Origin of the sequence: Citrifermentans bremense R1 (assembly GCF_000426865.1) — a bacterium.
GTDB classification, from domain to species: Bacteria; Desulfobacterota; Desulfuromonadia; order Geobacterales; family Geobacteraceae; genus Geomonas; species Geomonas bremensis.
On sequence record NZ_KE384581.1, the window covers coordinates 127238 to 142015 of the forward strand.

Annotated in this window: 9 protein-coding genes; 1 reads left to right on the top strand and 8 read right to left on the bottom strand. The window is 59.7% G+C overall.

All coding sequences use genetic code 11. The features are described from left to right. Positions 1-200 precede the first annotated feature (200 nt). The 3 genes from K419_RS0119505 to K419_RS0119515 form a co-directional block, all read right to left on the bottom strand. A complete protein-coding gene (locus tag K419_RS0119505; protein WP_026843003.1) occupies positions 201-1535 on the bottom strand; it encodes a porin in 1335 nt (444 codons plus the stop codon). A gap of 348 nt (positions 1536-1883) precedes the next feature. Beyond that, positions 1884-2297, bottom strand: coding sequence for a methylmalonyl-CoA epimerase (gene mce, locus K419_RS0119510; protein WP_026843004.1), 414 nt, complete (start codon positions 2295-2297; stop codon positions 1884-1886). Between the two features lie 309 nt (positions 2298-2606). After that, positions 2607-4259 (bottom strand): acyl-CoA mutase large subunit family protein, encoded by a 1653-nt coding sequence (locus tag K419_RS0119515; protein ID WP_026843005.1) that lies wholly within the window; start codon positions 4257-4259, stop codon positions 2607-2609. Positions 4260-4673: 414 nt separating this feature from the next. Between K419_RS0119515 and K419_RS0119520 the strand changes: the two genes are divergently transcribed. After that, on the top strand, positions 4674-4874 hold the full coding sequence (locus tag K419_RS0119520) for a hypothetical protein (protein WP_026843006.1): 201 nt from the start codon (positions 4674-4676) through the stop codon (positions 4872-4874). A gap of 118 nt (positions 4875-4992) precedes the next feature. Here K419_RS0119520 and K419_RS0119525 read toward each other — a convergent pair whose 3' ends face one another. The 5 genes from K419_RS0119525 to K419_RS0119555 all read right to left on the bottom strand — a co-directional run bounded on the left by K419_RS0119525 (position 4993) and on the right by K419_RS0119555 (position 14592). Beyond that, entirely contained in the window at positions 4993-7893 is a 2901-nt protein-coding gene (locus K419_RS0119525) for an ATP-binding protein (protein WP_026843007.1), read from the bottom strand. 155 nt (positions 7894-8048) lie between these two features. Continuing rightward, on the bottom strand, positions 8049-9773 hold the full coding sequence (locus K419_RS0119530) for an acyl-CoA carboxylase subunit beta (RefSeq protein WP_026843008.1): 1725 nt from the start codon (positions 9771-9773) through the stop codon (positions 8049-8051). A gap of 624 nt (positions 9774-10397) precedes the next feature. Next, positions 10398-11678, bottom strand: coding sequence for a (Fe-S)-binding protein (locus tag K419_RS0119545; RefSeq protein WP_084154296.1), 1281 nt, complete (start codon positions 11676-11678; stop codon positions 10398-10400). Between the two features lie 197 nt (positions 11679-11875). After that, positions 11876-13255 carry an FAD-binding oxidoreductase gene (locus tag K419_RS0119550; protein WP_026843011.1) on the bottom strand — a complete coding sequence of 460 codons (1380 nt, stop codon included), beginning with the start codon at positions 13253-13255 and terminating at the stop codon, positions 11876-11878. Positions 13256-13308: 53 nt separating this feature from the next. Continuing rightward, complete coding sequence (locus tag K419_RS0119555; RefSeq protein ID WP_026843012.1) at positions 13309-14592, bottom strand: nickel-dependent lactate racemase family protein; 1284 nt, start codon at positions 14590-14592, stop codon at positions 13309-13311. Positions 14593-14778: the final 186 nt, after the last annotated feature.

The window sequence follows — 14778 nt, forward strand, 5'->3', positions numbered from 1 at the left end:
CTGTGGTGGATTGGCAAGAAGTGCTATGTGACTGCGTCGCAGTTTACAGCTAGTTCACACAGTGCGCAGCCGCAGTAGCAGCGGGAGAGGGTGTCACTCATAACCGTGGGAGGAGAGTAAAAAAGGCCGGAGAGTTGTCTCTCCGGCCTTTTTCAGGGTCAGGCTTTTCCTGCCGCTGTGTGCGGAAGGCTGTGCCTCAATTAAAACAAGTAGCTGAGCTGCACGTTGAAGAGGTACGGATCGTCCGCGTTTGCGACGCCGTAGTCTGAATTCAATTTCCCCGGGCTCGAGAGGCCGTCGCCGAGGAAGGCGTAGGCGGCTGCTACGCTAGCGCTCAGGTTGTCGTAGATCTTGTAGCCGACCTGGGCGTTGATCTCGGTGCCGAGGCTACTCGATTCGTTACCACGTTTTTCTGCGGTAGCCATGTAGCCGATGTTGGCGTTGTAGAAGACCTTGTTGGCGGTACCTTCGTACCCGGCGAACACACCGTAGGAGCCGCGGCCGCCAACGGTCATGTCGTTACCCACGACGGAAGTGGAGGTGTTGATAGCCTGGTTGGGGCGGACCAGCAGCCACATGTTGGCAGGGTTGAAGTAGGTGGTGTTGGGGGTGACGATCTGGAAGGAGTCCCTGTCGCCGGTGGTCTTCTTGTCGCCGGAGAGGTAGTAGCCAGCGAAGTTAACCGCGCCCGAGCCGACCTTGACTTTACCGGTGGCGCCGAGGAGGTATGCAGAGATGTCGTCGGTCTTGTTGAACTCACCGAACTGGTAGGCGGCGAAAGGTTTGACTGCGACGTCGCCGAACTTGAGGTCTGCGTTTACGCCAACCATGTGCAGCAGGTCGTAGTTACGGCTGGAGACGCCGAGGTTGGTTCCAGAGTCGTTCTGGATGTTGTAGTAGGATGCGCCGACGGTGATGTCTTTGCTTACGGCGAACTTGCCATCGAGAACGATCAGGTCTGCAGTGAGGTCGCCAGCCGGCTGAGCGTCTTTGGCTGTGTTGTCGTCGAAGCGGAACCAGCCAAGAGAAACTGTCAGCGGGTCGAATTTCTTGGTTGCGTACAGGCCGGTCATGTCGGCGGAGAGGAAGAGGCTACCGTAGGCATCGGTCCAGGGCTGCATGCCTACCTTAAAGTTGGTTGCAGTGGTGGGCTCGTTGAAGTCGAGGTAGATGTTCTTGGTCTCGAGGGTCAACTGGTCGGCGTCGAGGTTGCCGGAATCGTTGCCGGCGGTCCCTTTGTAGCCTTCCTTGATGCCGCCGAAGCGGGTGTCGAGTTCGAAGTGGGTGACCAGTTTCAGGTTGTCGTTAGCCTTTGCGATGTACATAAGGCGTGCGCGCTGCTCTGCGAAGAAGCCGGAGTGGGCCGGGTTGCCAAGAGCAACCTTAGAGTTGCCACCGCTCAAAGCATTGGTCTGGTAACCCTCGAACTTGAACATACCGTGAAACTCGTTTTCCAGCGCCATTGCCGGTACGGCGGTTGCTGCGGTCAGAGCGCTGACAGCTGCAAATGCAAGCATCTTCTTTTGAAAGCTCATCGTTTACCTCCTGGGTTGGTTGTTGAAACTCGATTGAAGTTACTGCTTTTAGTACAGTTTTACGCAAAAAGCAGGTCGAACACTCATTACATTGCAAAAAAAGCTCTCACTTAAGTCACTGCTAATTAACGTGACGTATTTGAGAGCTTTAAGATACAGTTTGGGCGAGCTGTTTGTCTCTGCAACGATATAGTCCTCCACTACTTGAAAGAAAATCTCGCAACTCAGCCAGTACAGCCATTCCCAATGAGCAAACCACTGTTATATAAAACTGACGTCACTATATTATTATTCAAACAAATGTCAATAAAAAAATCCAGACTCATGAAATTCTGAAATTTGAATGTCTCAATGACTGTGATCGTGCACTTCACACAGTTCCGTCAGCACGCCGCCGCTGCTTTTGGGATGGATGAAGGCGATACGCGCGCCGTGGGCGCCGTTGCGGGGGACGGCGTCGATCATGCGGGTCCCCTTGGCCACCAGCGCCGCGATGGCCGCCTCGATATCGTCTACCCCGTAAGCGACGTGGTGCACCCCCGGGCCGTTCTTCTCCAGGAACTTGGCCACCGGGCTGTCGGGGGTGGTCGGCTCCAGAAGTTCGATCTTCGATTCGCCTACTGACAGAAAAGCTACCCGTACTAGTTGACTTGGGACCTCTTCTGTACCAGAGAAAGTCATGCCCAGTGAATCGCGATAAAAAGGAAGTGCTTCCTCAAGAGAAGCGACAGCAACGCCTACATGATTTATCTTAGATAGCATTAATATTCCTTTGCTGATCGCCGGTCATAGACTGACGGAGACAGATAATAGCGAAAAAAAAGCAAAGCGCAAGTAGCAGGAGTCAAGTTTCTCAAACTTGTAACATTCAGGCTGTTCCCTGTGTCTTATTGTGTTTGAACAAACTGGTACAGCGAAGGAATCTAGGAAGGCTACAAACTGTAAGAGAAGCAGTTTAACTGCTGACGGGAGCGGTCCTCTTCGATGATGATTTTCTATCGTGTTAGAAGTATCACCGCTCCCGTCAACGTGTCTCATTGTGTCGATTTTTCAGCAGATTGCCGTCCGCTTTTAAAGTACGACGGTCTCCCTGTGGATGCCGAACACGCCCCTCATTACGTTGGCGATTTCGCCCAAGGTAGCGTAAGTCTTTACAGCATCGAGGATGAACGGCATCAGGTTCTGGGTCCCGCGTGCAGCCTGCTCCAGCGCCTTCAGGGAAGCCTCCACCTTGGCGTTGTCGCGACCCTCTTTCATCTTGCCAAGAGAAGCCTTCTGCTTCACCTCGACCTCGTCGGTCACCTTCAGCAGGCCTTGGGGCGCGCCCTCCTCAACGGTGAACTTGTTCACGCCGACGATGATGGTCTCGTTCTTCTCGATGGCGCGCTGGTAGGCGTAGGCGGAATCCTGGATCTCCTTCTGCTGGAATCCTCGGGAGATCGCCTCGACCGCGCCCCCCAGGGCGTCGATCTTCTCGATGTAGGCAAGCGCCTGCGCCTCGATCTTGTCGGTCAGCGCCTCGACCATGAAGGAGCCGGCCAAGGGGTCGATGGAGTCGGCAACGCCCGACTCGTAGGCGATCACCTGCTGGGTGCGCAGCGCGATCCTTACCGATTCCTCGGTGGGAAGCGCCAGCGCCTCGTCGCGCGAGTTGGTGTGCAGCGACTGGGTGCCGCCCAACACGGCGGCGAGCGCCTGCAGGGTGACGCGCATGATGTTGTTGTCGGGCTGCTGCGCGGTCAAGGTGCAGCCTGCGGTCTGGGTGTGGAAGCGCAGCATCTGTGAGCGCGGGTCTTTCGCCTTGAAGCGGTCGCGCATGATGCGGGACCACATGCGGCGGGCGGCGCGGAACTTGGCCACCTCCTCGAGGAGGTCGTTATGAGCGTTGAAGAAGAAGGCAAGGCGCGGCGCGAACTCGTCGACGTCGAGTCCGGCCTTGACCGCCGCCTCGACGTAGGCGATGCCGTCTGCCAGGGTGAAGGCTACTTCCTGGACCGCGGAGGAGCCCGCCTCCCTGATGTGGTAGCCGGAGATGCTGATGGTGTTCCACTTGGGGACGTTGTCCTTGCAGTAGGCGAAGATGTCGGTGATGATCCGCATCGACTCCTTAGGCGGGTAAATGTAGGTGCCGCGCGCCATGTACTCCTTGAGGATGTCGTTTTGGATGGTGCCGGAGATCTTGTCGGCGGGTACCCCCTGCTTCTCGGCCACGGCGATGTACATGGCGAGCAGGATGGAGGCGGTGGAGTTGATGGTCATCGAGGTCGAGACCTTGTCCAGCGGGATGCCGTCGAACAGGATCTCCATGTCGGCCAGGGAGTCGATGGCTACGCCGACTTTGCCTACCTCGCCGCGGCTCATCGAAGCGTCGGAATCGTACCCCATCTGGGTGGGGAGGTCGAAAGCGATGGAGAGGCCGGTCTGGCCGGCGGAGAGCAGGTACTTGTAGCGCTCGTTCGATTCGGCCGCATTGCCGAAGCCGGCGTACTGGCGCATGGTCCAGAACCTGCCGCGGTACATGGTCGGCTGCACGCCGCGGGTGAAGGGGAACTGCCCGGGGAAACCGAGGTTCTCCTCATACCCCGGATAGTCGAACCCTGGGGCGAAGCAACGATCCAGCTCGACGTCGGAGCTGTTGCGGAAGGAGCTTTTGCGCTCCGGCGCCTTGGCGATGCTCTTCTCAGCTGCTGCCTGCCATGCCTTTTTTTTCTCTTCAATGCTCATGATGCTCTCCTGGCCATAAAAATGTAGTTGCGAAGCCTCGATGTTGGGAAGACGGTTTTTGTTTGCCTGGTTAACGGCGGGATAAAAAATTATTTTTAGCTAACCGGAGTCGAAGCGCTGTGTCCCGGATTAGGAAATTTTTGTTTTATTTTTAGAATAGTGATTTATATTTCAAAACAAAAAGAAATTCAAGGATTTACTGTATACGCCACCGACGCGGGCGGCTCTTCTTGTTTTATTTTGGGGTAAAACTTAAAATGTCGATTTGTCATACAAAACGTCAAACAGGTTGTAACATTGTGTTTTAAATCGTTTTTTCGGAATTTTTCGCTTGTAAAACAAGATGGACCCCCCTATATTTTCCACAGCGAAAAATTCAATAGAACGCCCTGGAAGGGCTAGAGGAGAAACAAGATGCAATGCCCCGTGTGCAAAAACGACGAACATATCGGCATGGACCTTCGGTCCGGCGGCTTCACTGAGGACATCGTGGAATGTCCGAGCTGCGGCACCATGTGGTCCGTGAACCACGGCCAGATGGCCATCGTGAAGGACCCGCTTCAGGACAGCTTCCTGGAGGCTCTCTCCGGCGACAATATCTGCTTCGCTGCATAACCCACAAAAAAAGAAACTGACCCAGCCTTGAACGGCGGGGGTCAGTAGGTGAGGCGGGGGCTCCGGATTTGAATCCGGAGCCCCTTTTTCGTCTCTGCTGCCGAGGCCTGAAGCGCCCCTAGAGGACCGCTTTCAGGTAGTCGGAGCTGATGCTGCGCTTTTCTTTCTCCAGGGCGTTCACGTCCACCTCGACGAATTTCTCGTCCGGGGTCACCTTGAACAGCGGCTGCCCTTTGGAGACGATGGTGCCGTCGCCGGAGGTGACCAGGATCTTGTCGATGGTCCCGGCGAAGGGTGCGTACACCTTGTTGAACATCTTCATGACCTCGATGATGTAGAGCGGCTGCCCCTTCTCGAAATGCATCCCCTCGGTGACGAAGCAGGGCATACCCGGAGCTTCCTGGCCGTAGTACATGCCGCCGCAGACCGACACGATCTCGTCCGCCTTGGTCGCCGGCGGGGGTACCAGCACCTTCTTCATCCGCGCCTGCAGCTCGGGGTCGTTCAGGTATTCGGGGATGGTGATCTCCAGGTCTTCCTCCACGCGCAGATCCCAGAACTTGGTGGTCTGCCCTATCATGAACAGCATGCCGAGGAGTTCGAGACCAGCCTCGTAGCCGAAGTGCGCGGAGCGTACCTGGTCCCAGGTCTGCTGGTCGAAGCCACCCTGCGGCGCGTCGTTCTTGAGGATCTCGTGCAGGGTGAAGTACTCGTCGCGGGCCAGGCCGAACTTCTCGCGCAGCGTACGGGAGAAATGCAGCGCCTGCTGCAAGAGGTCGTTATCGTGGCCCCAGATGATCTCGGCCGCGGGCTTGTGCGGGCGGTAATTCATGTGCAGGTATTCGTAGGTCTCGTTGAGGACCCCTACCGGGTTTCTGAGCCACACCACCTTCCCGTTGTCGATACGGAAGTTCTTGGTGTTCATGGAAAGCCAACCCGACAGAAGGTGCGGGTCGCCCAGAAGCCGCTCGATGGGACGGATGATCAGGGTCCCCTTGCGGTCCAAAAGGGTAGACATGTTCTTCAGTTCCTTCGCCTGGCGCTCCGGCTGGCCGGCGAGGGAGTCGGTAACCATCTTCGCGTAATGCTTCTTCATCTGCAGGAAGGCGTAGACCGGGTCGATCTTGTTGGCCACTTCCTTCAGCGTCCCGACCAGGGTGAGGTAGGGGACCACGAAGCGGGTGGTCGGCTTCGCCATGACGTTTCTTCCCAGGAACCAGTTCACCAGGCCGTAGTGGAACTCGAGGTTGGTGGCGAGATCGGAGCCGCGCAGCGTAGTGGCGCGCAGCACCTCGGACATCTTCTCGTAGCTGGCCAGGCGGTCGTCGCCGTTGGTGAGGAGCAGCGCGATGTTGGAGTCGTAGGCGCCGGCCACCTTGTACTTCATGAAGACGCCGGTGTCGGGGTTCAGCATGCTGATCCCCTGGTCGTCGCGGATCTCCCCCTCGATCGGCTTGGACCAGTAGCGGATCATCCCCCCTGCGTGCGGGGAGAGGGAGGCGTCGGTGGCGTTCAGACGCGCCTCGACGGCCGCGTTGAAACGGACGAAGCGCTCGGGCTTCGGCACCCGCTTCCTGTGGCGCGCCAGTACGGCCATCGCCTCGACCAGGCTCTCGACCACGAAGAAGTCCTTCGGGTCGTCCGGGTTCACGAACTTGAGGGCGTAGCAGAGCTCGGTTACCCGGTGCTCCACCTGGATCCTCGTGTTCACCTCCATGAAGTAGTGGCGGTCGCGGTCGACGATGCACTCGAAGGTCGAGGCGGAGTCAAGCCCCACCGCCTTGCCGAAGCGCTCGGATTCCTCTTCCATCCTTTTGAGCACCTTGAGGTCGCTCTCCAGTGCCTTCACCTCGGCTTTCTTGCCGGCGGCCTTGGCCTGCTCGATCGTTGCCAAGAGCCCTTCCTGGGTGACGGAGACCTCGAGGAGCTTCTGCTCGTGCATCTGCAGCGAGCAGTCGCGCCCGCCCAGAGCCAGGCACCATTCGCCGTTGCCGATCAACTGGATCTCGTTGTGCCTGGTCTGCTCGATGTTGAGCTCGACAAGGATGTTTTTGTTGTCACCGATGCCGTTGGCCTTGACCTCGTTCAGGATCTCGCGCACAAGGCCCGGGGCCTCGGCCGCCTCCTTCGCGATGGTCTTGTCGTCGGCGTTTTTCAGGTTCAAAAGGCCCGCGCCCAGAAGACGCTGCCCTTTGCCGCCGCCGCCGCCGATCGCCTTCAGGCGCACCCTGCTCTGCGGGTACTTCTTCAGCATGGCGATGCACTCGGTCTGAACCTGCGCGCAGAGCTCCTCGATGGAGAAGAGGTCGACCCCTTTGTTGTAGGAGGCGTACAGGATGTGGTCGGCGAGCTCCTCAAGGGAGAGCTTGTCGTTTTTCAGTACCTGCGGGTCGCACTCGAGCCCGTCGGACTTGACCAGCGCCAGGAGCTTTTCGCGGGTGGAGTGCTTCTTGATCAGGGTGCGTGCGGTGACGTTGTCTATACCGGGGGTGACGGAGACGTTGACCGAGAGCGCGGTCCTTTTCGCCTCGTCCTTCTTGCCGGCGCCGGTCTGGGTGGCGGCGCAGGGGCCGATGAAGTTGAGCCCCGCCTGCTCGATGGCGCCTACGAATTCGTCGTCCTCGGCCATGAAGCCGTAGCCCGCGAAAATGGAGTCGTAGCCGTTGTCGAGGGCGATCCTGATGATCTGGTGGATGCGCTCGACGCGCTCTTCCTTGCTCGCGCCGCTGTAGTCGGGCACGCGGTGCACGCGCTTGGAATCGGTAAGGGTCCTAAGCTCCGGCGCCAGCGCGTTCGGGTAGACGATCGAGTCCTTCTCGGACAAGAGGATGCCGTAGTGCGTGATCCCCATCTCCTGGTAGACGTCCATCGCCTCTTTGCGGATCGGCCCGCGGCAGACGATGAGCGGTTTGAGATCCTCGCAGGAGAAGGAGCGGACCCAGGCGGAAGACGACAGGCTCAGGCGGCGATCCCTGTGGATCAGCGGGTTCTTGGTGTATTTTTCAGACGTGTATGCCATCGGTTTAATCTCCGTTACATTAGATATTGCCGGCGACGGGCGCTGTCCTGCCTGCCCGCAGCAGGGCTCGGCTTTCGCCCCGCCCAATCCTGCCAGCAACTCGGGAGCGATGCCCCCTGCTTCCGTTGTTCCCAGTCCCATGTCTGTAGTCGCCATTAGTGGAACTCCCTCTGCACGGACTGCATGGGGCCCGGCTTGTAGTGGCGCAGGAAGAAGTTCATGTTCTCCCCGAGCACTTTCCTGAGATCGGTGGGCATGACCAGAGAGGAGATGGAGCCGAGCGAGAGGGCCTCTTTCGGGTTCATCAGCTCCTTCTCGTAACGGGTGTTGAGGAGCGCCTCCTCGGTCTTGAGCCAGTCGGCTGCTTCCTTCTCGGCGTCGAGCTTGGCGAGATCCGGCTTCACGCCGGCCTCTACCCGCTCCTGGGTGCCGCGCTTGACGCGCTCGATGACCGCGTTCCTGATCTTCCTGAGCTCGTCCTTGTAGACGAATTCCTTACCGGCCGGGCCCATGACGGCGAGCCTGGTGGTGGGGAGCGCCAGGACCAGGTCGGCCCCGGTCGGGTAGTTGTTGTAGGAGGCGTAGGCGCCGCCGTAGGCGTTTCTCAGGATCAAGAGGATGCGCGGGGTCCTGATGTCGACGATGGAGTCGAGCATGGCGCGGCCGGCCTGGACGATGCCGCGGGCTTCCTGCTCGCGGCCGGGGAGGAAGCCGGTGGTGTCTTCCATGAAGATGATCGGGATGTTGTAGATGTTGCAGAAGCGGTTGAAGCGCGCGATCTTGTAGGCGGCGTCGCAGTCGATCTGGCCGGAGTCGACGGCCGAGTTGTTGGCGACGAAGCCGATCACGTTGCCCCCCAGGCGGCCGAAGGCGGTGACGACGTTGCGGGCGCGGTCGCGCTGCATCTCGAAGTAATCGCCGTGGTCGCAGATCTGCTGGATGATGATGGAGACGTCGAACGGGGTGTTGAAGCCGGTCGGGGAGTTGAACGCCTTCTTGAGCAGCGTGTTGATCTCCCAGGTCTTCCTGTCCAAGGGGTCGCTCGTCTCCTGGTGGCGCGCCATCACCGAGTTGTTGTCGGGGATGTAATTGAGAAGCTGCAGCGCGGTCCTGAGCGCCCCTACTTCGTCCTCGACGGTGAGGTCGGCAACGCCGGACTGGCCGTGCACCTTCGGTCCGCCCAGATCCTCCGGGGTCACGTCCTCGCCGAGTACGCTCTTGACGACGCCCGGGCCGGTGAGGCCGAAGAAGGTGTCTTTGGGCTGGATCACGAAGCTCCCCTGGCGCGGCAGGTAGGAGCCGCCGCCAGCGTTGAAGCCGAACATGCACATGATGGAGGGGACTACGCCGCTGATCTTTCTCAGCGCGGTGAACGCCTCGGCGTAACCGTCGAGGCCGCCCACGCCGGCCGGGACGAAGGCGCCGGCGGAGTCGTTCATGCCGATGACCGGGATCCCTTTCTCGCCTGCCATGTAGAAGAGTCGGGCCAGCTTGTTGCCGTTGGTGGCGTCCATGGAACCGGCGCGGACAGTGAAGTCGTGGCCGTACACGGCGACGTCGCGGCCGTGGATGTTGAGGATGCCGGTCACCAGCGAAGCGCCGTCCAGGTTCTTGCCCCAGTTCTGGAACAGGATGTTGGGCTCCGCCTCGGTCAGGACGCGAATCCTTTCCCACACGGTCATGCGTTTCTTGAAATGCTGTTTCTCGATCTGGTCGATGCTCACCGACTTGATCGGGCGCTGGATCAGGTCGTAACCTGCCTGCATGGCCTCTTCGTAGCCGCCAGTGGCGCGGGAGATCTCGCCCGGGATGTTGAACTCGACCTTCTCGCCGGCGTCGAACGGATTTTTCAATGAGGGCTGAATAAAGGTATTAGACATTGCGGGCATCCTTCTGGTCGTTGGGATTTTGCATCTCCTGCGGGGTCACTGCGGAACTCATCGACGTCCTCCTGTTGATTGATATTAAAAAAGCGTTGTACTTTTTGAGTGTCACTAAAAATCTCCCTTGCCTCAGTTAGCGAAAACGTAAGGTGCGCCCCGCAAGGGGAGCTGTTGCACGTCTTCGTGAAGCATCCCGGAAAGCCGTTACAGCAGCGGGAGGAAGGCCCGTTGCTGTCGCGAAAACGTATACGCTTCGGTGCGGACAAGGGGACTGGTGCTTCTTTTCAGGTTTTTCATGGAACGGGAGGGGGCGCTGCAGTGGAGAAAGAGGTCCGGTCAGCCGAGCCGGGTCAGGATAAGCCCCGGCAGCGCGGCGCCAAGAAGTTGGTACGGTCAAACTGCTTTCAAGCAGAGTGAACTCGGCCGCGCTGTTCTTATAGTCTCAGTAAACGAACTGTTGTTTTACTAAAAATCGACCGTACTGTTCATAAAGATTTGCTTGGCAAATGTCAATAAGAAAAAGCGTGTATACGCCCGACGTGTAGGGATTACAGGAGGTTGTGCAGCAGGGAAAAATTGCGGGGAAAAAGCAGGGGGGAGGCGGCTGACAGGGGTGGCCTGTCAGCGCCTGATTTTGCGGGCCAGAAGTTCCACGGTATGCAATACCCTCGTTTTATCTCCGGCCTGTTTCAGGCCGTCGGATAGCTGCATGATGCAGCCGGGGCATCCGGTCACCACCGCGTCGGCGCCGGTTGCGATGATGGCGGCGCTCTTGCCTGCGTTGATGTCGAGGGAGTTTTCGTAATGGTAAACGTTGAAGGTTCCGCCCAGGCCGCAACAGCGATCCGCGCCTTCCATTTCCACCAGCTCCAGTCCCGGCGTTCTCTTGAGCAGGGCGCGCGGCTCCTTGGTGATCCCGGCGGTTCTGTGGTGGCAGGGGTCGTGGTAGGTGATGCGCATCCCGGACCCGGTCCCGGTTTCTTCCGGGGTGAGACCGAGTTTTTGCAAGAGCACCGCCGCGTCCACCGTCTTGTCGGCGAGAGCCTGGAGCCGCTGTTTCAGTTCCGGGTTCCGTTTTCCGACCACCAGCGGGTAGAGCTTGTGCAGAGCGCCGCCGCAGGTGGCGCAGGCGGTCATCACGTAGTCCGCCTGGTGCGCCTCGATGGCGGCGAGGTTCATCTCGGCCAGCTCCCGCACCGTGTTCAGGTCGCCCCCCGACATCCCCGGCAGGCCGCAGCACTGCTGCCCCTTGGGAATGATGACGGTGCAGCCTAAGTGACGGAAGAGGGCAAGGGTTGCCTCGCCGATCTCCGTGTAGACGAAGTTGGTCATGCAGCCGACGAAGAAGACGATCCGGGGTTTACCCGGTTCCCCCTGGATCACCTCGGGGTGGCGTTTCATAAACGGCTTTTTGGCGATCTGCGGGATGTGGCGGCTCCCCCCGATAAACGGCATGGGGAAACGGAGCCTGAGCCCCGAGGTGGCCGGGACCTTCCTGAAGAAGAGCGGGCCGAGGATGGCGGCCGCGAGCGCGCCGAAGTTCATCACCTTGCGGTTTCTGATCACCTGTCCCACCGCCTTATGGAAGGTGGTGAGCCCGCGCCGCTGCGCCAGCGCCTCGCGTGCGGCGATTACTATCTCGTCGGTCGGGACCTGGTTCGGGCACTTTTCCACGCAGCTGCCGCAAAGAAGGCACTTGGACATGGCGGAGTAGGTGCCGTCGTCAAGTGTTATGTCCCCCTTGCAAAGGTGCTGCGCCAGGGCTACCTTGCCGCGGGCCGTGGCTGGCTCGCGCTGGAAGGTGCTGAAGGCGGGGCAGTGCGCGCGGCAGGCGCCGCACTTAACGCATTTCTTCATCTCTGCTGCCACCCGCTCGAGCGGGTCGATCTGCTTCTTGGTCATCTATGTTCTCGCTTCAAGGCAATTGACAATTGACAATGGACAATTGACAACTGGTTTTATAGTAACGACTTCAGACTTGCTGCCCCGGGGGGCTGCCGCAATGGAGTGCTGTAATGGACCACGTGGAACTTGTGGACGCAATGGACCCGGTGGACGAGGGAACGTTGTCAATTGTCAATCGTCAATTGTCAATTGGTTCACACCGGCAACATCTTGCCGGGGTTTAGGATGTTGTTCGGGTCGAGCGCTCGCTTGATCGCCTTCATCGCCGCCACCTGGTCGGCGGTAAGCTCCATCGGTATGTACGGCTGCTTGGCAAGCCCGACGCCGTGCTCGCCGGACATGGTCCCGCCCAGGTCGAGCGCTGCCTGGAACACTTCCTTGATCGCCTCGTGCGCCTTCTCCAGCTGCCCCGGCACTTGCTTGTCGATCATGATGTTGACGTGGATGTTGCCGTCGCCTGCGTGGCCGAAGTTGACGATGGGGATGTCATAGCGCTTCTGGATCACCTCGATGCGTCTGATGACGTCGGGAACCTTGCTCCTCGGCACCACGATGTCCTCGTTGAACTTGTCCGGGTTCACGTCCCTTAAAGACGGGGAGACCAGGCGGCGCACCCGCCACAGTTCCTCGCTCTCGGCCGCGTCCTTGGCGACGCGGAACTGCACCAGGCCGAGCGGCTCGATCAGTCGATGGATCTGTCCCGCCTGCTTTTCGATCAGGTCGCGGTCTCCGTCCACCTCGATGAGAAGCACGGCCCGCCCGCTGTCGGGTAGCCCCAGGTTGAAGCGGCGCTCGACGCAGACGAGCGTGGCGTGGTCCATGAATTCGAGCGTCGTCGGGATGATCTTGTTCTTGATGATGGTCGAGACCGCGCGGGCGGCGCCGTCGATGGAATCAAAGACGGTCAGCATGGTCTTCTTGGCGTCGGGGTAGGGGAGGAGCTTGAAGATGATCTTGGTGATCACCCCGAGCGTCCCCTCCGAGCCGCAGATGAGCTTGGTGAGGTCGTAACCCACCACTCCCTTCACCGTCTCCCCGCCGGTCCTGATCACCTCCCCGGTGGGAAGGACCACTTCCAGCCCCATCACGAAGTCCTTGGTGACGCCGTACTTGACGGCGCGCGGGCCGCCGGCGCACTCGGCGACGTTGCCCCCCAACGTGGAAAACTTGAGGGAGGCGGGGTCGGGGGGATAGAAGAGCCCCAGTTTCTCGACCGCCATCTGGAAGGTCTCGGTCACGACCCCCGGCTCCACTTCGGCCACCAGGTTGTCGGTGTCGATCCTGAGGATCCGGTTCATGCGGGTGGTCACCAGCACCACTCCCCCCCCTTTGGGGAGGGCGCCGCCGGTGAAGCCGCTGCCTGCCCCCCTGGGGAAAACGGGGAAGCCTTCACTGTTGGCGAGCTTCAGTATCCGCGCTACCTCTTCGCTGCCGTCGGGATGCACTACGCAATCGGGGAGGAACTCCATTTGGGTGGCGTCGTAGCCGTAGCAGATCAGGTCCTGCGGGGTGGCGGCGATGTTCTCGCTGCCGACGATATCGGTCAATTGCTGCAGTATGCGTGCGTCGAGCATCTATCTTCCTTTCGATGGGTCTTTCGGATCTCGTTTCATATCTGTGGCGGCAGTTACGCGGGAGAGTGCACTGGCAGCACGTTCCCCCCCTCGGGTATCACGTAGGCGCGATACTTTTCGGGGAGCATCGGGAGCGCTGCGCTCATCGCTTCTTCCAGCGTCTGCGCGGGGGTCATTCCCATGGTCCTGACTTCTTCCCCGGGGAGCCGGGAAACCAGCACTACCTTGAATCGCTCCGCCTTCTCCTTCACCGACCAGGCCGTCTGCCCGTTGATCTCGTAGCGTTTTCTCAGTGCCGATTCCAACTCGAAGCAGGTGGGGTAGCCGAACCAGTTGAAGAAGGTGGCGTTGCCGTAGCCGTCGCGGCATTCCGCGAGAAGCACCATGACCCCTCCCGGTTTCAGGGCGCGGCTTGCATACTCCATCGACTTGTGCGCCTGGATCAGGTTGATGTCCTTCGGGAAACCGCCGCAGGAGACCAGCACCAGGTCGGCTAATTCGTCGATGGGGGCCGAGAAGGCGTCGGCGTAAAAGCGGCACCCTGCCAGGTGGGCGTCACGCCAGTCGCCGGCAAAGGCGGCAACGATCTTCTTGTCCGGGCCGAGCACGGTGTTCAGGATGAACTCGGGGGGGCGCTTGCCGCACGCTTCCAGCATCGCCTCGTGCACCGGGTTCCCCTCCAGGTTCCCCGTTACCGCCTTGGGATGCCTGCCGCTTCCCTCTTCCGGGTTCAACAGGGCAAAGTGGCTCGCCATGCAACTGCGCCGGCTGGAGACGCCTGGAAGCAGGCTTTTCCTTCCGCCGCCAAATCCCGCGAAGTAGTGAAAGGTAATTGCGCCGGTAAGGATGAGCCGGTCCGCCTCCGCGACGCAACGGTTTATCTCGACCGGCACACCGCGTGAGGTCTCCCCCAGGTACACCAGCGCGCCGGGGTCGTCGCAGTCGTGGTCGCTGACCCTGACCCGGCCGTACACCTCACCGAGGATCTTTCTCTGCTCGGCTTCGGTCTGTTTGCGATGTATCCCCAGTGCGATCACTATCTCTATATCGCGGTCCCTGATTCCGGCCTGGTTCAGGCGGGACACCAGCATGGGGAGGTAAACCTCGCTGCCGGTGGGCCTGGTGACGTCGGAGGTGACGACGACCACCTTTTCTCCGGGTCTGAAGGCCGACAGGGCCTGCTCACAACCCGCCATTGCTTTCTCTATGAGTTGGGACGGCGAACCCTGCGGGACAAAGGGGCGGGGGCGCAGCACCGAAAGAATACGGTCGGGAGAGATCTGCAGAGGATAAGTTTGATCGCCACATTTAAGATCGAGCATCGCGTTATGATACATATTCGAGATTGAATGCGCAACTGTTTACCGGACGCTGACTATGTCAAAGGCGCGGCGACACTGGCAGGAAACGGCGAGTTGCAGATCACTGCTGCCGCGGTGTCTCATTGAGCCTAGCCCATACCCTATTAGATGAGATGAGAGCTGCGGTCGCTATGTCGGCACTCATCTACTGTGACTGGGCCG

What these genes read in the sequence shown, in the direction of transcription:
- K419_RS0119555 (WP_026843012.1), bottom strand. Translation starts at nt 14,592, where the DNA reads ATGTATCATAACGCGATGCTCGATCTTAAATGTGGCGATCAAACTTAT.
- K419_RS0119525 (WP_026843007.1), bottom strand. Translation starts at nt 7,893, where the DNA reads ATGGCATACACGTCTGAAAAATACACCAAGAACCCGCTGATCCACAGG.
- K419_RS0119505 (WP_026843003.1), bottom strand. Translation starts at nt 1,535, where the DNA reads ATGAGCTTTCAAAAGAAGATGCTTGCATTTGCAGCTGTCAGCGCTCTG.
- K419_RS0119515 (WP_026843005.1), bottom strand. Translation starts at nt 4,259, where the DNA reads ATGAGCATTGAAGAGAAAAAAAAGGCATGGCAGGCAGCAGCTGAGAAG.
- mce (WP_026843004.1), bottom strand. Translation starts at nt 2,297, where the DNA reads ATGCTATCTAAGATAAATCATGTAGGCGTTGCTGTCGCTTCTCTTGAG.
- K419_RS0119520 (WP_026843006.1), top strand. Translation starts at nt 4,674, where the DNA reads ATGCAATGCCCCGTGTGCAAAAACGACGAACATATCGGCATGGACCTT.
- K419_RS0119530 (WP_026843008.1), bottom strand. Translation starts at nt 9,773, where the DNA reads ATGTCTAATACCTTTATTCAGCCCTCATTGAAAAATCCGTTCGACGCC.
- K419_RS0119550 (WP_026843011.1), bottom strand. Translation starts at nt 13,255, where the DNA reads ATGCTCGACGCACGCATACTGCAGCAATTGACCGATATCGTCGGCAGC.
- K419_RS0119545 (WP_084154296.1), bottom strand. Translation starts at nt 11,678, where the DNA reads ATGACCAAGAAGCAGATCGACCCGCTCGAGCGGGTGGCAGCAGAGATG.